The sequence below is a fragment of the Tepidibacter formicigenes DSM 15518 genome (genome assembly GCF_900142235.1).
GTDB lineage: Bacteria > Bacillota > Clostridia > Peptostreptococcales > Peptostreptococcaceae > Tepidibacter > Tepidibacter formicigenes.
On record NZ_FRAE01000010.1, the window covers coordinates 45,330 to 65,117 of the forward strand.

15 protein-coding genes are annotated in these 19,788 nt (G+C 27.1%); 2 read left to right on the forward strand and 13 right to left on the reverse strand.

Going from position 1 to position 19,788, the window contains the following annotated elements; translation table 11 throughout:
• Nucleotides 1–2: 2 nt before the first annotated feature.
• A complete protein-coding gene (locus BUA77_RS02945) occupies nt 3–1,817 on the forward strand; it encodes a GAF domain-containing protein (RefSeq protein ID WP_072887167.1) in 1,815 nt (604 codons plus the stop codon).
• Here the strand turns inward: BUA77_RS02945 and BUA77_RS02950 are convergent.
• From BUA77_RS02950 to BUA77_RS02965, 4 genes are all read right to left on the reverse strand, one after another.
• The gene (locus tag BUA77_RS02950; protein WP_072887168.1) at nt 1,808–2,641 is read right to left on the reverse strand and encodes a mechanosensitive ion channel family protein; all 834 of its coding nucleotides are present in this window, start codon (nt 2,639–2,641) and stop codon (nt 1,808–1,810) included. The two genes, BUA77_RS02945 and BUA77_RS02950, sit on opposite strands and share 10 nt — an antisense overlap.
• Before the next feature lie 282 nt (nt 2,642–2,923).
• A complete protein-coding gene (locus BUA77_RS02955) occupies nt 2,924–3,088 on the reverse strand; it encodes an aspartyl-phosphate phosphatase Spo0E family protein (protein WP_072887170.1) in 165 nt (54 codons plus the stop codon).
• A 133-nt stretch (nt 3,089–3,221) separates the two neighbouring features.
• A complete protein-coding gene (locus BUA77_RS14640; protein ID WP_072887172.1) occupies nt 3,222–4,142 on the reverse strand; it encodes a Gx transporter family protein in 921 nt (306 codons plus the stop codon).
• Nucleotides 4,143–4,268: 126 nt separating this feature from the next.
• Nucleotides 4,269–5,309 carry a PTS sugar transporter subunit IIC gene (locus tag BUA77_RS02965; RefSeq protein ID WP_072887174.1) on the reverse strand — a complete coding sequence of 347 codons (1,041 nt, stop codon included), beginning with the start codon at nt 5,307–5,309 and terminating at the stop codon, nt 4,269–4,271.
• A gap of 430 nt (nt 5,310–5,739) precedes the next feature.
• Here BUA77_RS02965 and BUA77_RS02970 point away from each other — a divergent pair, with 430 nt between their 5' ends.
• Entirely contained in the window at nt 5,740–6,273 is a 534-nt protein-coding gene (locus tag BUA77_RS02970) for a helix-turn-helix domain-containing protein (protein WP_072887176.1), read from the forward strand.
• 43 nt (nt 6,274–6,316) lie between these two features.
• On the opposite strand, the gene ptsG is transcribed toward BUA77_RS02970, so the two are convergent.
• The 9 genes from ptsG to asrC all read right to left on the reverse strand — a co-directional run bounded on the left by ptsG (nt 6,317) and on the right by asrC (nt 19,778).
• The gene (gene ptsG, locus BUA77_RS02975; RefSeq protein WP_072887178.1) at nt 6,317–8,329 is read right to left on the reverse strand and encodes a glucose-specific PTS transporter subunit IIBC; all 2,013 of its coding nucleotides are present in this window, start codon (nt 8,327–8,329) and stop codon (nt 6,317–6,319) included.
• 480 nt (nt 8,330–8,809) lie between these two features.
• Entirely contained in the window at nt 8,810–10,516 is a 1,707-nt protein-coding gene (locus BUA77_RS02980; protein WP_072887179.1) for a sensor domain-containing protein, read from the reverse strand.
• 189 nt (nt 10,517–10,705) lie between these two features.
• Nucleotides 10,706–11,659 (reverse strand): carbohydrate kinase family protein, encoded by a 954-nt coding sequence (locus BUA77_RS02985; protein WP_072887180.1) that lies wholly within the window; start codon nt 11,657–11,659, stop codon nt 10,706–10,708.
• Nucleotides 11,660–11,752: 93 nt separating this feature from the next.
• Nucleotides 11,753–13,081: a PTS transporter subunit EIIC gene (locus BUA77_RS02990; protein WP_072887181.1), complete on the reverse strand. Its 1,329-nt coding sequence runs from the start codon at nt 13,079–13,081 to the stop codon at nt 11,753–11,755.
• Nucleotides 13,082–13,093: 12 nt separating this feature from the next.
• Nucleotides 13,094–14,566, reverse strand: coding sequence for a glycoside hydrolase family 32 protein (locus BUA77_RS02995; RefSeq protein ID WP_072887182.1), 1,473 nt, complete (start codon nt 14,564–14,566; stop codon nt 13,094–13,096).
• Nucleotides 14,567–14,580: 14 nt separating this feature from the next.
• Nucleotides 14,581–15,537: a carbohydrate kinase family protein gene (locus BUA77_RS03000; protein ID WP_072887183.1), complete on the reverse strand. Its 957-nt coding sequence runs from the start codon at nt 15,535–15,537 to the stop codon at nt 14,581–14,583.
• Nucleotides 15,538–15,594: 57 nt separating this feature from the next.
• On the reverse strand, nt 15,595–17,463 hold the full coding sequence (locus BUA77_RS03005) for a sucrose-specific PTS transporter subunit IIBC (protein ID WP_072887184.1): 1,869 nt from the start codon (nt 17,461–17,463) through the stop codon (nt 15,595–15,597).
• Between the two features lie 146 nt (nt 17,464–17,609).
• On the reverse strand, nt 17,610–18,452 hold the full coding sequence (gene licT / locus BUA77_RS03010) for a BglG family transcription antiterminator LicT (RefSeq protein ID WP_072887185.1): 843 nt from the start codon (nt 18,450–18,452) through the stop codon (nt 17,610–17,612).
• Between the two features lie 333 nt (nt 18,453–18,785).
• On the reverse strand, nt 18,786–19,778 hold the full coding sequence (asrC, locus tag BUA77_RS03015) for a sulfite reductase subunit C (protein ID WP_072887186.1): 993 nt from the start codon (nt 19,776–19,778) through the stop codon (nt 18,786–18,788).
• Nucleotides 19,779–19,788 lie beyond the last annotated feature (10 nt).

A 19,788-nucleotide genomic window follows, 5' to 3' on the forward strand; every position in this document is an offset into this window, starting at 1 on the left:
AATTGACAAACATAACTAATATAAACGATACAACTTATAGATACGAATTACTTCTTCATGCTATAGATTTTTTTACTCAAAGATTTAACTTAGATCAATTAAGCAACTATGCTTTTAAATTTTCAAATGAACTTTTAAACTTAGATTCATCCGCTTTGTTTATAAAAGAAAATGAAGAATTTGTAATGAAAAAAGTAAAATCATACAATATTGATAATTATAAAATAAAAAACTCTTTAAATCTTCAAAACATAGCTACTTTTCACGGAAATATAATAATGTCTAATTTTGAAAATTTTTTCAAAAAAAAAGACATAAACAAATTTAATACAAAACTAATTATACCTCTTATAATAGATGAGTTGTTATATGGGTTCATTATATCTAACGGAAAAAGTCAAGGTAACTTTGAAGAAGATGATTATATAATATGCTATGCCCTCATGAGACTTATTAATAATTGTCTTGAAAATATTAAACATATTTCAGATCTTCAGTATAAAAATAAGCAACTTGATAGGAAAATTTTCAATTTATTTGCAATAAATCACAGTTCAAAAACACTTTTGTCTGAGTTAAATTTACAAAACTTATATTTTATAGCAACTGATATTTTTAGTGAAATAACAACAAGCAAAGTCACTTCCTTCGGGCTTTATGATGATATATCTAAAAAAATAAATATTTTAGGTTACAAAAATGTATCTAATTTCTCAAAATATTATACACAAATAGACGTCCATACAAATGTATATAATAGCAATAAAATAGTTTTAGACTTTAATTCTGATCTTAATTTAATAAAATCAATATTCATAAATTGGGAAGAATTTGTAAAACTAAACACTAAATATATAGTTTTATTAGTAAAAAATTCCATTCTAGGGATAGTTACTTTAAGCGAGTCTGTAAACGAATCTATATATGATAAGTCTACTTTCGAACTTATAGAATCTTTAGCTTCTTTTACCTATATAGCCCTTTCAAATGCAATATTGTTTAAAAAAGTAAAAGAACAAAAAAAAGTCATAGAAAAAAAATTCAATACATTATCTAAACTAAACAATTTAATAAAAAATATAAACAGTTGCCTAAGTATAGAAGAATTATGCTCGTTAACTTTGAAAACTCTCAAAATATCTTTTGGAATAAAAAAGGGATTTATTGCTTTTAAAAATAATAATTCCTATGCCATTCAAACAAGTATAGGATTCTCAAGTAAAAAAAATACTTTCATCCTTAACGAAAATTGGAATGATACTTATTCTTCGGAAACAATATATTATTTTTCTAAAGACAACTTAAAAAAATTCTTTAAGGATGAAATGCTAGATACCTTTGGTAGTACAAACTGTTTAGTAATATCTCCTATTACAATAGATAATTATTTTTCATTTGAATTAAATCCACCTATAGGATATTTAGTTATTCTAGAAACTCAAAACAGCCTACAAGAAGAAGACATATTACTAATAGATACCATAGCAAAAAATATATCTCCTATAATTAATCAAATGAATATTGTTTTAAATTTAAAAGAATATTATGTAGAAGACACTAGAAAAAAATTCTTAAATAACTTAAAATCTAAATTTGAAGATAAACAAAAATATCTTATTGACTTCAATTTATACTATAAAAAAATAGAGAAACATCCTTTTAAAAAATTAAATTTAGTTCAATTTTCTCAATTTGATTACTATTTAATAGATAATTATATTTTTATAATTAGCTATGATGATTTAGATTACTTAGATTTATATAAAGTAGACAATATTAACAATATAGATGATGTTATTAATTTTAATTATAAATAATTATCATATTCATCTAAATTAATATTAACTCTTTTTGGGTAAGCTATCTTTATTCCTTTTTCTTTAAATTTGAGAAGAATATTTAACCTTGCATCTTTTGATATACTCCAGTATTTAAAAGGTTCTACAACTCCAGTTATTGTATATTGAGCTCCTATACTATCTTTATATATATCTGTTACTCCATATACTTTAAATGGATTTGATGGTTCTTTCATCATATTTTTTACTAAAAACTCTTTATATTTTTCATTTAAAATTACACATACTTCTTCTAATGCCTGTATTACTAAATTAGGATCACTTTCATAAGATACTCTAACATGTATTATCACTCTCATCTTTTTCCTACTATAATTCATAATAGATTTTATTTCACCGTTTGGCAAACTTATTCTCCTTAAATCCCAGTCTCTTATGCTAATACTTCTAAGCCCTATTTCTTCAACAGTCCCTCTAAACCTTTCATTTATTAACACATAGTCTCCTACCTTCATTTGTTTTTCAAACAATATAAAAAAACCATTTAATATGTCTTTTATTAAACTTTGAGATGCAAACCCTGCCACCAACCCAAATAGTCCAGCACCAGTTAAAATAGTTGATTGATTAAAATCAATTATTCCATATTCCTTTAGAATCAATATACATGCTGTAAAAAATGATAAATAATAAGAAATTGAAACTATAATACTTATTACTGTTCTTTCATACTGAACATCAAATCTAGTTATATCAAATATCTTTTTAGTTATATATTTGATAAATCTTATAAATATATAACTAACTATTACTATTGTTATGCTTTTAATAAATTTGTTCATCATTTTCTCCTATATTTAATATTATAAAAATATTTTTTAGAATCATTATCACTAGAATTATTACCACATCAATAAATTAGTATACTTAATTATAAGCATAAAAAAATTCGCTTCATGCTATCGCATGGCTCATGTCGCCAACGAGTCCTAACGGACTCCGTTGCTCAAAATAGTTGATGATGTAGTGCTTTTAGCAATGTTATCCATAATTCAAAAGGATTATAATTTCCTATTCATTATAAAAAAAGAAACGATTATAAATATCGTTTCTTTTTTTAATAGTTAAAAATGTTTTAACTTTAAATATTCATTTATAAGTTCATCTATTTTCCCACTAGTAACTTGAATTTCTTCCTTGAATATATCTGGATATTCTATATATCTATTAATTTCTTCTCTCAAATCCTCTATACTTTTCTTTAATTTTACCAAATTGTTACTTTCCATATTTATCACCACTTAGTTAGTCATATTTAAAATATACTTTTATTCCTAATCGTATTTTATCAAAAGAAATAAATATATGTCAATGTATAAAATATAAATAATATTCAACATATAGAATAAATATTCATTTTGATTAATAGGATATATTGTCTACTTCTTTATTTTCTCCTAAAATTTTTATATACATTTTATGAGGAAGACACGCTATAATTTCTCCTTTTCTATCTATAAAGCCTGTTTTTACACATATTTTATCATAACAATCAGCATCTATTATTTCCACTCCTCCATCATGAATATAAACATAATTATATCCATGTTCAGTATTCACTTTAATTTTTTCTTTATATTCCTTATCTTTAATTAAAACCTTCTTGTAAATTTTACCTTCTACAACTATTTCAAGCCATTTACTAGACACATCATTTCTATCTTCTAAATTAATAATATATACAGATCCCAAACTTCCAATTATAAGAATAGTTATTAAAATTATATCCATTTTTTTAAAAGTTCCTATTTTAGGTCTATTATTTTTTATATTTATAACATTGTAAATATTTTTATTATACGTTATAAATCTACAAACCAATCCTATAAATAATCCTGTTGGTATAGATGATAATAAGAGTATAGGCAAATATATAAATATACCTTTATTTTGTATTATAATAGATGCCATTATTAACTGTCCTATATTATGAAATATAGAGCCTATTATACTTACCCCTATTAAACTATAATTAATTTTATTTAATCTTAGGGTAATACTCATCATAATTAAGCTTAAAATTCCACCAGTTATACTATATAAAAAAGCTGATAATCCTCCCGAAAACATAGATGCCATTATTATACGTGTAATTAATACTATAAAAGTGTCTTTAAAACCTAAAAAAATTAATGCTATCAAAGTTATTATATTAGATAGTCCTAATTTAGCCCCAGGTGCTACTGCTATAAAAGGATTAGGTATATATGATTCTACTATATACAAAACTAAACTTTGCGCTACTAATATTGACATAAATATTAGCTTTTTTGTGTTTTTCATAAATACCTCCTAATTTTAAATATTTCTAATAACTATTATACTTTAAAAAAAATAATATACATATAAAAATATTAATTTATACAAAAAAAGACAACACAAATTTGTGTTGTCTTTAAAATCATTTTATTATGCAACAGCTTCTTCTTTTTGAGATGTTCCTCTCACTTCTTCAACTGTTCTAATTTTATAATTTTTAAATATTATTGAACCTAAGAATCCTGATAGTGCTCCTGCAAGTGCACAAAGTACAGCTGCTATAGTAACAGTTTTAGGATTATTAAATCCATACATAACCATAAGTCCTGCTATTGGAGTTGCTGTTCCTGTTGCATTATTTATTAATCCAAATTGAGATACTATAATACCTGCTAATCCTCCTCCTATAAAGTTAGTTACATAAACAGGAATAGGATTCGCTGAAATTAAATCAGCTTGAGTCAGTGGTTCAATAGCAACTGCTATAGTTGTACTTCTATCGCCAAATTTCATTCTATCAAAGAATACATAGTTCATAAATGAAGAACCCATAACAGAAAGAGCTCCTATAGCCATTGGAAGTCCTTTAAGTCCAAGCATAGCAGTTAATGCCATGGAACTTAAAGGAGCAGTAGCAACAACTGTAATAACCCCACCTAAAATGAATCCCATTATTATAGGACTACTATTTGCAGCTGAAGTTATTATTCCACCTATATTTAGTAATGTAGCATCTACTACAGGAGTAGCAAAGTTACCTATTAATCTAGCAAGCGGTGCTACAAACGCAACACATACTATTAAATCTAATCCAGCTGGTACTTTTTCTTCTATCTTTGGTACTATAAACGAAAGTAAATATCCAGCAAGAAAACCTGGTAATATGCCAAGACCTGCACAAGCTGCTCCAATTAATACAGCATAAACTGGACTAACACCTAAAGCTAATGGTACAAGTGTAGCAGCTGCTGCTCCACCCATGCCTCCTGAAGCAAGTCCTGTTTCTTTTAATAATTTTATATGTAACATATCTCCACCAACATAGCTTTGGAAAGCCTCTACAAGAAAGCTTGCCACCGCTGCATCAGCTAACGCTCCCATGGCCTTCATTCCCTTTGGAGCTTTTAAACTAAATAATGAAAAAAGCGATAAACAAAATAATAGCAAAATCGTTCCTTTAATTAGTTCCATTAAACTTACCTCCTTAATTATATTAGAATCATAATTATAATAAAAATAAATTTATCAAATACGCGATTTTCAACATTTTCCGCGTATAAAAGCACAGTTCTTAGTATATCAAATTTTTTTATAATGTCTATACTTTTTTTCATTTTTTTATTATTTTTTTCACAATATCGAAATCGAACTTCAGTTAAAAACTAGTATTTTGAACAAGTGTAACACTTTCATTTTTGTATTTTTCAAATTTTCTTAATTTTAATATTGTTATTCATGAATTTTTTTTCATTATATCGAAATAAATATTTCATTGTATTTAATAAATCTTTATATCTTAAACAGTATAAAGAAATTTAATTATTTATAGATATTCCTATTTTATGTTATAATTTATTTATTAAATAATTATAACAACAATAAATCACAAAAGGAGAGTGCAATGGAGTTAGGGGAAAAAATTAAATATTTTAGAAAGAAAAAAGGACTAACTATAAAAGAATTATCTGAACTTACAAATTTATCTATAGGGTTTATAAGTAATTTAGAAAGAAATTTAAATAGCCCTTCTGTAAGTAATTTACAACAAATATGTGAAGTTCTCGGAATAAATTTAATGGAAATTTTACAATCTACTAGCGAAAAGGATTTTATAATTCGAAAAAATGAAAGAAAAGAAATATTTACTACAGAAGATAACAAAATAAAATTCAAAATGTTAACTAATGGTAATAAAGAGTTAAATGGGATTTCTATTTCTATTGAAGGAAATAGTGAATATAGTGATATTTCCTGGGGACATAATTATGACGAACTTGGAGTAGTTGTAAAAGGATCTCTTGAAATACAAATAGATAATGAAACATACTTATTAAATGAAGGAGATAGTGTATATGTAAGTAAGTTTACCCCTCATAGATACAGAAATCCCTCTAATGAAACTAATATCACCTATTGGTTCTCTGTAAAAGAATAAAACCTACCGCTTTAGGCAGTAGGTTTTATTCTTTTGCTTTTTATTATTTTATAGTAACTATATTTTTATCTCCAGCTTTAACTTCTTTACCAACTTTAACAGAAACACTTTCTCCTTCATTTAAGTTAGTAAATACTATAGGAGTAATTAAAGAAGCAGCCTTTTCTTTAACCTCTTTTAAATCAACCTTAAGTACTGGCTGTCCAGCTTTTACTTTATCTCCTTCTTTAGCTAAAGCTTCAAATCCTTTACCTTGTAAGTTAACAGTATCTATACCAAAATGAACTAAAATTTCTTGTCCATTGTCAGCTGTAAATCCTATAGCATGTTTTGTCGGGAAGAATGTAGTTATTACTCCATCTACAGGAGATACTACCTCTCCATTTGTTGGCTCTATAGCAAATCCATCACCCATTATTTTTTGAGAAAATACTTGATCTGGCACATCTTCTATATCTAAAATTTTACCATTTAATGGTGATACAAAATTTAATTCACCACTAGTTACCGCTACCTCACTTTTCTTTTCATCAGCAGCAACTGGAGTTTTTCCTGACATAATATCTTTCATTTGACCTTTTAATGTTTCAGATCTTGGTCCAAATATAGCTTGTAAATTATTACCAACTTCAAGAACACCAGAAGCTCCTAAAGCTTTTAATTCATCTTTGTCAACCTTCTTTATATCATTAACTGTTATTCTAAGTCTTGTTATACATGCATCTAATTTATTTATATTTTCTTTTCCACCTAGAGCTTTTACTATACCATAAGCAAGCTCTGTTCCTGATGTACTTTTAGTTTCTACTTCTTCTCCTTCTTCTTCTCTACCAGGAGTTTTTAAATTAAATGTTCTAATAGCAAATCTAAATCCAAAGTAGTAAAGAACTGCAAAACCTAATCCTACTAATATTACTAACCACCAAGCTGTTCTATTTGGAAGCACACCATATAATAAGAAATCTATAATACCACCAGAGAATGTCATACCTATTTTAACACCTAATATATGCATTAACATAAATGATAATCCCGCAAATAAACAGTGTACTGCATATAAAACTGGTGCTACGAATAAGAAAGTAAATTCTATCGGCTCTGTAATACCTGTTAAGAAAGACGTAAGTGCCGCTGAAGCCATTATCCCTCCAACTAAAGCTTTCTTTTCAGGTTTAGCTTCGTGATACATAGCAAGTGCTGCTGCTGGAAGTCCAAACATCATGAATGGGAATTTACCAGTCATAAATGTACCTGCTGTTAATTCTACACCATCCTTTATTTGATTAAAGAATATAGCTTGATCTCCACGAACAAGTTGTCCTGCTTTAGTTGTATATTCTCCAAATTCAAACCAAAACGGTGAATAGAATATATGATGAAGTCCAAATGGTATTAATGATCTTTCAATTACCCCAAACACAAAAGCTGCTAACGTTCTATTTGCATCTATCATACTATGAGAGAACCAGTTTAATCCATTTTGAACTGGAGGCCATATAATTAACATTATAAATCCTAATATTAAAGCTGATACTGCAGTTATAATAGGAACAAATCTTTTCCCTGCAAAGAATCCTAAATAAGGAGGAAGTTCCATATTATAATATTTTTTATACATCATTGCTGCTAAAACTCCAACAATAAGACCACCAAATACTCCTGTTTGAAGTGTTGGTATACCTAAAACACTTGCATAAGCTGGGCTAGTTCCTAGCATATCAGCTGTAATACCTTTTGCTGTTCCCATAGTAACATTCATTACTAAGAATCCTATAATCGCTGCAATCCCTGCAACTCCTTCTCCATCAGCAAGTCCTACTGCAACACCTACTGCAAATAATAATGCTAAATTTGCAAATACTATTCCACCTGCTTGTTCCATAACTTTAGCAATATTTTGAATTGCAGGCGCTCCTAAGAAAGTTAATTTAGCTAAAGTTGTTTCATTTTGCATTGCATTACCAAAAGCAAGAAGTAATCCCGCTGCAGGTAATATAGCAACCGGAAGCATCAATGCTTTACCTATTTGTTGTAAAACACCAAATATTTTCTTCATACATTTTTCCCCTTTCCTGTAAAATAATTACATTAATTAAGAATAATAATTTCTTTTAGTGTTTATGATTCTTAAGAAAAACAAAAGGCATGAGCAAAGTCCTAGATATACATAGTATCACATAGTATCCCTTATATGAATTTAAATAATTCATATAAGAACACCACTTTAATGTATACCCAAAACTTCTGCTCATGCCTGATCGAATCAGTAACACACAAAATAAATTTTGAGTTATTAATTTTCAATTAACTTTACATTGATAATAATAGCATAATTTAAAATGTTGTGCAACCGTTTTCTTTGAAATTTTTTATTTTTTTGTCGAAGAAATAAAAAAAGCACCTCTTTTCAGAGATGCTTAAAATTAAATTGTTGTATATATTTTATTTGTTTTCAACACTTTCTTCAATATTTTCAATTTGAATAAACATAAAAATAGGATATGTATTTATAAAAACTGTAAAATATGTAATTTAACTATTTTTTTCTTTTAAGCAATTCTTCAAATGCGTCACCATCTAGGGGTCTGCTAAATAAATATCCTTGACCCATATGACAGCTATTTTCTTTTAAAAAACTCAATTGATTTTGTGTTTCTATTCCTTCTGCAACAACTTTAAGATTTAATATATTTGCCATGGCTATTATTGTAGATACTATTGCAGTATTATCTAAATCTTCATTAATATCATTTACAAAGCTTTTATCAATTTTTAGTTTATCAATAAATAACTTTTTCAATTGACCTAGAGATGAATAACCCGTCCCAAAGTCATCTATAGATAACTTTACTCCTAAATTACTTAATTTTTTAAGAATCTTAATAATATCTTCTATATTTTTAGCTGAAATACTTTCAGTTATCTCAAGTTCTAAATACTGAGGATCAAGTCTTGTTTCATTTAATATTTCTTCCACTAATTCAGGAAAATCTTCTTGTTCTAACTGCTTGACAGATATATTTACAGCTATCGTTATCGGCTTTAAACCAATATCTTGCCACATTTTATTCTGATAACATGCTGTTTTTAAAATCCACTGCCCAATTGGAACTATCAAGTTACTTTCTTCTGCTATTGGTATAAATTTATCTGGTGGTATTAATCCCAATTTATCATTATCCCATCTAAGTAATACCTCCGCTGCTATAATTTCATTTTTTTCTATATCAATTATAGGTTGATATTGTAGGAATAATTCATTTTTATCTAAAGCAAACCATAAATTATTTTCTAAGACAAATTGATTGCTTATTTTTTCATTTAAATCAGAAGAATAAAATTCAATTTTACTTCCCGAAGTTTCCTTTGCTTTATACATTGCCATATCAGCATTTTTTATTAAAGTTTCAGCATCAGTTCCTCCACTAGGATACATTGCAATCCCTATACTTGTAGATATATAAAATACATGTGTATCAAATATAAATGCTTGCTTAAATATTTCTACAATCTTTTGAGCTATATTTAATACATATTTTGAGCTTTTTATTTTAGGTATTGTTATTAAAAATTCATCGCCTCCAAATCTTGCAACTATCCCTAACTCACCAATAATTTCTTTTAGCTCATCAGCTACTATTTGGAGTACTTTATCTCCATTCTCATGACCTAAGTTATCATTAATTTTTTTAAATCCATCTAAATCCATAAATAATACTGCTAAATTTTCTTTTTTATTAGCTATCCTAATAAGTTCTTTTTTTAGGTACTCTGTAAAAAATCTTTTATTATATAAACCAGTAAGATAATCTTTAAAAATTAAACTATCAATACTTTTCTCTTTTTCCTTATTTTCTGTTATATCTCTAACTATTGCACTTATTAGTTTTCTATTTTTTATAGGAAGGGAATTTAATATAATTTCTACATTCAAATTCCTTCCATTTTTTATATGGCATATTTCTTCAAACCTATGATTTCCAAGTTCTAAAGCTATTTTAAGCATTTTTTCATCTCTCTCTTTATAATAACTTTTACTTTCATCATCTTTAGAATGTAATTCATAAGTTTTTAATCCTATTAATTCTTCCTTTGAAGTAAGTCCGTACAATTCTACTGCTGCTTTATTACAATCAATAATAGAGTCTTCTTCAATTAATAAAGTTGCATCTGGAAAGCCTTCAAATAAAAGTTTGTACTGCATATCATTATTCGAATATGAAGTTATTTTTATTTTTTTCACAACCAACCTCCTAATATTAAAAATATCAAAATTATTAAAATATTATTTATATAAATTTATTGTACTATTTAATCATTTTTTAATGAAAATATATTCAAAAAATAAACTCTTTGACTATAATTATAATACAATTATAGGCAAAGAGTTTATTTAAATTATGTATTATTGTCTAAAAATTATTTCTAATTTCTAATATTTAATTTCTGTCCAATCAATGGATTCAATGGTTTTCTCAACAAATTCATAACTCATATTAGGATTAATGGTCTCTTCATGAGATATGGTAATAACGGACATTGCAATAGCGAATTTAACTGTTTCCTCTATACACATACCTTTCATATAACCATAACCAAGTCCTGCAACAAAAGAATCTCCTGCACCTGTTACATTTTTAACTGTTACATTACACGCTTTAATCTTTCCTGATTTTAATTCATTTCTATAATAAATCCCATCTTCATCCAAGCTTATGAAAACATTTTTTACACCTAATTCTAAAAAGTAATTTGCAGCTTTTTTTAAATCTTCATCATTATTTATCTTAAACCCTGCTAAAACTTCTGCTTCATGCCTATTAGGTTTAATTGTATGAAAATACTTAATTAAATGTCTTATATTTTTTGCTTTAGTAGCTGAAATTGGATCTAAAATAAACTTTGTTTTTCCTTTGAATTTAGTTAAAATATACTCTAGATTTTCAGGATCATCTGCATCTAAACATGTAAATTCTGCATTTGTTATAATATCTGATTTCGAGTTAATAAATTCAAAATTCATTTCATCAATACTTTTCATATCTGCAATAGCCGAAACCATTTCTCCATTTTCATTTAAAATGGCCATATATGTTGGTGTTCCTCCATTTTCTAAAATCAAAGAATCACTCATATCATATCCTATAAGTTTAGAATGTTCTAACATGTTGCGTCCTTTTGAATCATTTCCTAAAATAGATATAAATTTGGTATTTACACCTACACGCGCCATATTTTCAGCAATATTTCTGCATACTCCTCCAAAGGATATTTTTATATTCCCAGGTGTAGAATCACAAGGTTTATAATTCGAACTACTAAAACCTATGATATCAACAACCGAAGCTCCAAAAACCAAAATATATGGTTGATTATTAATGCTCATGTCCATCTCTCCTTCTAATAGTCAACCATAATATTTTATCATATTTTCAGTTTTTTTGTAGTATTTTATCGTCAAAATATGAGACTTTTAAATCTAATCTTCTATTTTACTTTCATCAAATCCAAGTATAGTAGTTGCTATGAAAGCTCCAAGAAATGCAATTATAAAACCTACTATATATTTAACTACATATCCTTGTTTTATTATTGATATTATTGGAATAGTTGATAAACCTAAACTAACTGAAGGTACTTTAAAAAATGCTATAAACCCTCCTCCTATTGCACCTCCTATTGCAGCTCCTATAAAAGGCCTTACTAGTAAAAGATTTACTCCAAACATTATAGGTTCAGTTATTCCCAATAAACAAACAGGAATAGAGTTTGCAGCTATTTTTTTAAGACTTTTATTTTTAGCATATAAATAAACAGCAAATCCTGCTCCAGCTTGTGCAGTATCTCCCATTGCAAATATAGGAAGCATAGGATTTTCTCCAGTTCTAGCAAGAATTTCTAAATAAAAAGCATTTAACCCTTGATGAAGCCCAGTAGTTACAATAGTTGAATAAACTCCTCCTAAAAAAAATCCAGTCATAGCACCTCCCTTTTCTAATGATAAGTTTAAAATTTCCAAAAAAATATTAGTTAAAAATTCTCCTATTGGATAAAGAATATACATTGTTGCAAATCCAGTTATAAGAATTGTAATAAGTGGGGTTAAAATAAGGTCTAAAACCTCAGGTATTACTTTTCTTAGTTTTTTCTCAACAAAACTCATAAAATATATAACTAATAAAACTGCAATTATTCCTCCTGAACCTTTATTAATATTTATTTCCTCTAATCTTGGGTGAATTAATACACCTGCCATGGCAGCACCTAAAATAGGTGTTCCTCCAAATTCTTTAGCAGAAGTAAATCCAACTAAAATATTTAGAAATACAAATGCAGAGCTTGAAAATATGCTTAATAATTTAGATATATAATTATCATTACTTATCAATCCAAATCTTTGAAAAATATAATTTATTCCCATAAGCATACCTCCACCAACAAGTGCAGGTATTAGTGGAATAAAAATATTTGCAAACTTATTCATTATATAGTTTATATTTTTAGTTTTTTTTATATTTTGTTTATTATTTTTAGTTTCATTTTTTTTTACTATATCGTTTAACTCTTTATGAACTTTATTTACAAGTCCTGTTCCTATAATCATATGAAGCTGTCCAATTCTAAATCGTACTGAAAATATACCTTCTATTTTTTTTAATGATTTTATATCTGCTTTTTCATCATCTATTAAAGTCACTCTAAGCCTTGTAGCACAATGCTCTATAGAAGATATATTTTCACTTCCACCAATATTTTTTATTATTTCTAGTGCTATTTGTTTTGGATTAACTCCTGAATTTTCACCCATATTTTCACCTCTTTAGTAATCCCACTTTTTAACACTTTTTAATTTTATAGAACCCTCTTTCGCAAAGAATTTTATTTTTAAACTTTCTTTATCAGGATAAATTCTGCTTGAAAATACTTCTTCACCATTATTTATAAATATTTCAAGGGAAGATGTATCCATAAATATATTTAATTTAAGTATATCACTATTTTCTAATCTGCATCTTCTAATTCCCTTATATCCCTTACCTGATTTATTTCTATTTAAAGTGATTTTTTTATCTATTTTATTATAGCTAATTATTGTTTCCTCTCTATTATCATTTGAACATCTTAATTTTATACCATATTCTAAGGCATCTTCTTCCTTAATTTCAATTAATAATTCTAAAACGTCTCCATATATTTTATCAAGCTCTATTTCTTCATTTTCTATTTTAACATCTTTATATGAAATTTCACTTTTTCTAAGTTTTTTTAATTCTTCTACTGGTCTTTGATAAATTTTATTATTTTTAAGTTCTAAAACTCTAGGAAGACTCATGCAGTGAATCCAATTGTGTTTAACAGTTGGATGCTCTTCTTCTTCAGGAAGTCCCATCCAAGCTATTAATAATCTTCTTCCTTTTTCATCTAATGTAGTTTGAGGAGCATAAAATTCAAATCCTCTATCTAATTCAATAAATTCACTATGGTTATATTCTCCACTTTTGTAATTTAATTCTCCTATAAAATATCCTGATTGATAAATATTATTATATAAATCTCCATCTGGCTTTATCCCTTGAGGTGATACTATTAAAATATCTTTTCCATTTAGTTCAAATAAATCTGGACATTCCCACATATATCCAAAATCATTTAGTCTATTAATATTTGATCCTGCTATTTCTCCTACTAACTTCCAATTTAATAAATTATTAGATTTGTATAATAATACTCTACCTTCTTCTTTAATATTTTGAGCTCCTATAACCATATAAAACATATTTTTATATTTCCAAACTTTTGGATCTCTAAAATGACGTGTGTATCCATCCGGTTGATTATAAATTACTGGATTATATATATTTTTTTTAAAATTTACTCCATCTTCTGTAGTTGCAATACACTGATAAGTTTCTCTATTTCCTTTATCATCTTTAACATTACCAGTATACATTAAAGTCAAAACTCCATCATTATTTATCGCACTTCCAGAATAACAGCCATGGCTTTCATACCAATTTGATGGACAAAGAGCTATAGGCATACTTTCCCAATTTATCAAATCATTACTTTTATAATGTCCCCAATATTTCAGCCCATGACTTGTATTAAAAGGATGAAACTGATAAAAAACATGATACTCTCCACTGAAATGAATAAATCCATTAGGATCATTTAAAAGACCTACAGGAGGCATTATATGATATTTTAATCTATAATAATCACTTTCTACTAAACATTTATTTTTTTGTATTTCTTTATATGCTTTTGTTAATAATTCATTATTTTTATCCATAACTTCCTCCTACTTTAGTATCTTTCAACTTCTTCAAGTGTTGGAAGAGAAGATATTGCTCCAAGTTTTGTGCAAACTACAGCACCAACTTTATTTGAAAAAGAAATTATTTCTTTTAATTTATCAAAATCATAAACTAAATTTTTAGGATTTTCTAAATTAGATATTTTATAAAGAGCTGCTCCAACAAATGCATCTCCTGCTCCTGTTGAATCTATAGATTTTATTTTTATACTTTCTATTATTTTCATTTCTTTTCCATTAGATATTAATGTTCCATCTTTTCCTAAAGTTACAGCAACAATTTTAGCTCCTAATTCATGAAATACTTTTACTCCTTCTCTTAAATCATCTTCTTTTGATATTATTTTTATTTCTTCATCGCTAACCTTTATAAAATCGGCATATTTAATACATTTTCTAGATATATCTATAAATTCATTTAATCTATTTTTCCATAAATCAGTTCTATAGTTTGGGTCAAAAGATATAAATATGTTTTCTTTTTTAGAAAATTCCATAACTTTTAAATAAGTATCTTTTAACTTTCCTCCTAATAAAGCAGTAGCTGACCCAAAATGAATTATTTTAGCACTTCTTATTTTATCTTCATCTAATTCATCATACTCTAATAATTCATCAGCGCCTCTATTAAATACAAAATCTCTTTCTCCATTAGAATTAAGTGATACAAAGGCTAAAGTAGTATTTACTTTTTCATCAAGTATTAGCATAGATGTATCAACACAAGATTCTTGTAAAGTTTTTTCTAAAAATACACCAAAAGAATCATTTCCTACTTTACCAGCAAATAAAGCACTTCCTCCAAGTTTTGAAATAGCTGCTGAAACATTTGCAGGAGCTCCACCTGCCTTTTTTATAAAATTTTGTCCATGAACTAAACTAGTATCTATATCAGAACATATAAAATCAATTAATAATTCACCTATACAAACTATATTTTTAGACATATTTATCCTCCTAACTAGAAATAATCTGCCTAAATATATAGGCAGATTTTAATATTTTTATGAATTAATTGAAAAAACTCTTTCTAAATTTATATTAATTAATTCTTCTTTATTATTGATATTTTCATTACTTGTAAATTCTATTGATTTAAAATCACTTGAATTAGTTATTATTATTGGAGTTATAGTAGATTTAGCTTTTTTAGAAATTAAATCTAAGTCTACATCTAATAATTTATCTCCAGCTTTTACTTTATCTCCTGTTTTTATAAATGCTTTAAATCCTTCCCCTTTCATATTTACAGTATCTATACCTACATGAATTAACAGTTCAACACCTGAATTTGATTTAATTCCTACTGCATGTTTTGTATCAAATAATTGTACTATTTCACCATCAACAGGGGAAGTTATTAGTCCACTTTCTGGATTTATAGCTATACCATCTCCTAATATTTTTTCAGAAAATGTACTGTCTGGAACATTCTCTATAGGCATTACTTTACCCTTTAATGGAGATAATATTATTTCTTTCTTTTTTTTTTCGTCTTTTTGTTCTACCTTTTCTTTAAATCCTAATATATAAGTTGCAATAAAAGCAGAACCAAATGCAATAATAAGTCCTATCATATAATTAATCATAGACCCTTGCTCAACTATAGCTGTTCCAGGAATTCCTGTAAGTCCAACAGCAGTCATTGCAACTTTTGTAAATACTACATAAGCACCACCTAAAGCACCAGCAATTGCTGCTGCAATGAAAGGTTTTACAAGTCTTAAGTTAACACCAAATATAGCAGCTTCTGTTATTCCAAGCAAACAAGATGTAGCTGCAGGAACTGCTATAGATTTTAATTTATCATCTTTAGTCTTAAAGTAAACAGCAAGGGCTGCACCACCTTGAGCTACATTTGCCATGGACCAAATTGGTAGTAAAAAGTTTTTACCTATTTCAGGATTTGATAAAAGTCCTGCTTCAATAGCATGAAAACTATGATGAATACCAGTTATAACTATAGATGAGTAAACTCCACCAAATAATAAACCAGCTAATGCTCCAGCAGAGCTATAAATACTTTGAAGTCCTATAGAAATTCCATCTCCAATAAGTCTTCCTAAAGGCCCTATAGCAAGTAATGATATAAATCCTGTTAACATTATAGTTAAAAATGGAGTTACTATTATATCAAGTGCGTTAGGAACAACTTTTCTTAAATTTCTTTCAATATGACTCATTACCCAAACTGCTATTAATATAGGAAGCACTGTCCCTTGATATCCTACCATACCAACTTTCATTCCAAATACTTCTATAGTCTTTTCAATACCTCCACCAACAGTCCAAGCATTTTGAAGAGCTGGGTGAATTAATATACCTCCTAAAGCTGCTGCAAGATAAGGATTAGCTCCAAATTCTTTTGCAGCACTAAAAGCTATTAAAATAGGTAAGAATACAAAAGCTGCATTTGAAAACATATCTAATAAAGTAAATAAACCACTATTTCCATCAATCCAACCAAATGTTTTAGACATTCCTAAAGCACCCATTAAAAGACCACTTGCTACAATTGCAGGTATTATAGGTACAAATATATTAGATAAAATTCTTGCAAATCTTTGAAGTGGATTCATGTTCTTCATAGCCGCTCTTTTAGCATCAGATGTAGAAGACTCTTTTATGCCTGCATCTTCAACTAGAGCCTTATACACCTTATTAACAATTCCTTGACCTAATATTATTTGAAATTGTCCTGCACTTGAAAATACACCTTTTACCTCATTCATACTTTCAAGAGATTTTTTGTCTGCTTTTTTTTCATCTTTTAATACAAGTCTAAGTCTTGTTGCACAGTGCGCACAACTTTCAATGTTTTCTTTTCCACCAACTAATTTAAGTATTTCATTGGCAGTTTTTGCATAATTCATTTTACACCCTCCTTTTTTATATTTTAAATTTATTTTAGAAATAAAAAAACCTAAATCAAAATAGATACATTAAGGACTTACATACCTTAAATGTACTTATTTTAATTTAGGTTTTGCCCGCATTACCAGTAACAATCCTTTTAATATTATTTTTTAAGACTTGACATTATTCTTTTAATATGAAGACTTAAATATGCTATTTCTTCATCTCTTAATTTATAATCATAACTTGCTTCAACATAGTTTTTTATTTTAAGTGCACAAGTATATGCATATTTATAATTTTCTTTTATAATACCTAAAATAGTATTGTCATCTTCTTTTATTTGTTTTTTAGAAATAACTCTTTTAGCAAAAAATTTTAGATGAGTTATTAATCTATCATAAGAAATATTACTTTCAGGAATTTCTATATCTAAATAATCTTCTATAATATCTAAAATATCTTGAACCATTCTTGTTATATCCATAGTATTTTCCATTTTTTCATCTATAGTAGCATTTCTAATGTGTAATGCAATAAATCCAGCTTCATCATCAGGCATTTTAACTTTTAGTTCTTTTTCAATTAAATCTATTGCCCACTTTCCTATTTTATATTCTTCTTTATAAAGCCTTTTTATTTCCCATAAAAGAGGATTGTGAATTTCTACATTAGATAAAACTCTTTCTATTGCAAAAGATATATGATCAGTTAGTGCTATATAAATTCTTTCATTTAAGTCAACATTTAGTTTTTGTTTAGCATAACTAATAATTTTTTCTGAAATTTCAATATGCTCTAAAGGTATTTCATTAAAAAGTTTTTGAAATTTAATATTTTCATTTTCATTTTGGATTTGAAAAATCTTTTCTATTTTAGATTCATCTATTTTTTCACCTTTTTTCTTTTTAAACGCTATCCCTCTACCAGTGACAACCTTTTCCAAACCTGTATCTTTATCTATAGTTATTATTACATTATTATTTAATACTTTCTCAATTATCATTTAATTCACTCCTTAAGGAACAAATCTAACAAAAAAAACCCAAATCAAAATAAATACACTAATTGAGTATTATTTTAATTTAGGTTTTGCCTGCATTACCAGTAACAATCCTATAAAATATTTTAATTGTATTTATATAATATAGGATTTGTTGTAATTTGTCAAACAAATTTTCATATTATTCACTTAATAGTTTTTGCAAAAAATCTAGCTATTAAATAATCTTCTACTCCAATTTTAATAAGTTTTTTTTGCATAATATATTGGATATACAAAGCTATTAATTAGAATTACATTTTTAATTTTATTTTTTATATTGTCTCTTTTCTTAATTTATTCTACATAATTCATAAACGCATCCTTTTCGTACTTATATCCCCTAAAATCAATATACTCTGCTACTTTTGCCTTTGGCCCTAATTTTACACCTTTTAAAGCATATTCTTTAAATATATTGTACCCCGTTCTATCTACAATGTATCCTACATGTTCTTTTGGTAAAGATCTATCTATAAATTTATCTATATAATCATAAGTGTTTTTAATTACTTTAACAATAGTATCCTCATCTACCCACTCTAAAAATGGCTGTGCTAATCTAGGATTTTTCTTACCTGTTCTTCCCATAATTACAAGTTTATAAAACTTTTTTGGATTTCTAGTCCAAGCACTAGTTGGACATTTTAATACACATTCTCCACAACCAATGCATCTTCTTTCATCTCTTTTTACTTTTCCGTTATGCATTGTAAGTGCTCCAGTTGCCCTTTTTTTACAGTTTTTAACACAAGCTTCACAGCCTATACATCTATCTTTATCATACTGAACATCTGCCATTCCTATTATTCCAAAATCCTGCATATGAGCTTTTATACAATCGTTTGGACATCCTGTTAAAGCAATTTTTACATGGTAATCATTTGGAAATATTGCTTTTTCAATTCTTTTTGCAAACTCAGTTGTATTGTAGTTAGCAAACTGGCATACTTTATTTCCAATACATGCAGAAACATTTCTAGTTCCTGCTGCTGAATACCCACTTTCTGGATCAATAGCATTGATTTCAAGCCCTTCTATTAATGACTTAGCCATTTTATTTACTTCATCTATTTTTTCAAAAGGAATCCCCATTATTTCAAATCCTTGACGTATTGTAATATGAATTTTCCCATTTCCATACTTGTCTGCAATTTCCTGAACTATTTTTAAGTGTTCTGAACTTATTTCTCCTCCAGGTACACGAACACGAAGAGCTGTTATTCCTCTATTTTTTGTAATTCTATAAGCATTCTTTTTTATCTTCTTTATATCTAAATCTAGTGACAATATTCTCCCC

Excerpts from the sequence above, each read along its gene's own strand:
- BUA77_RS03000 (WP_072887183.1), bottom strand. The coding sequence starts at position 15,537 with ATGTCTAAAAATATAGTTTGTATAGGTGAATTATTAATTGATTTTATA.
- BUA77_RS03005 (WP_072887184.1), bottom strand. The coding sequence starts at position 17,463 with ATGAATTATGCAAAAACTGCCAATGAAATACTTAAATTAGTTGGTGGA.
- licT (WP_072887185.1), bottom strand. The coding sequence starts at position 18,452 with ATGATAATTGAGAAAGTATTAAATAATAATGTAATAATAACTATAGAT.
- BUA77_RS02950 (WP_072887168.1), bottom strand. The coding sequence starts at position 2,641 with ATGAACAAATTTATTAAAAGCATAACAATAGTAATAGTTAGTTATATA.
- BUA77_RS02970 (WP_072887176.1), top strand. The coding sequence starts at position 5,740 with ATGGAGTTAGGGGAAAAAATTAAATATTTTAGAAAGAAAAAAGGACTA.
- BUA77_RS14640 (WP_072887172.1), bottom strand. The coding sequence starts at position 4,142 with ATGAAAAACACAAAAAAGCTAATATTTATGTCAATATTAGTAGCGCAA.
- BUA77_RS02990 (WP_072887181.1), bottom strand. The coding sequence starts at position 13,081 with ATGGGTGAAAATTCAGGAGTTAATCCAAAACAAATAGCACTAGAAATA.
- BUA77_RS02995 (WP_072887182.1), bottom strand. The coding sequence starts at position 14,566 with ATGGATAAAAATAATGAATTATTAACAAAAGCATATAAAGAAATACAA.
- BUA77_RS02965 (WP_072887174.1), bottom strand. The coding sequence starts at position 5,309 with ATGGAACTAATTAAAGGAACGATTTTGCTATTATTTTGTTTATCGCTT.
- BUA77_RS02985 (WP_072887180.1), bottom strand. The coding sequence starts at position 11,659 with ATGAGCATTAATAATCAACCATATATTTTGGTTTTTGGAGCTTCGGTT.
- ptsG (WP_072887178.1), bottom strand. The coding sequence starts at position 8,329 with ATGAAGAAAATATTTGGTGTTTTACAACAAATAGGTAAAGCATTGATG.
- BUA77_RS02955 (WP_072887170.1), bottom strand. The coding sequence starts at position 3,088 with ATGGAAAGTAACAATTTGGTAAAATTAAAGAAAAGTATAGAGGATTTG.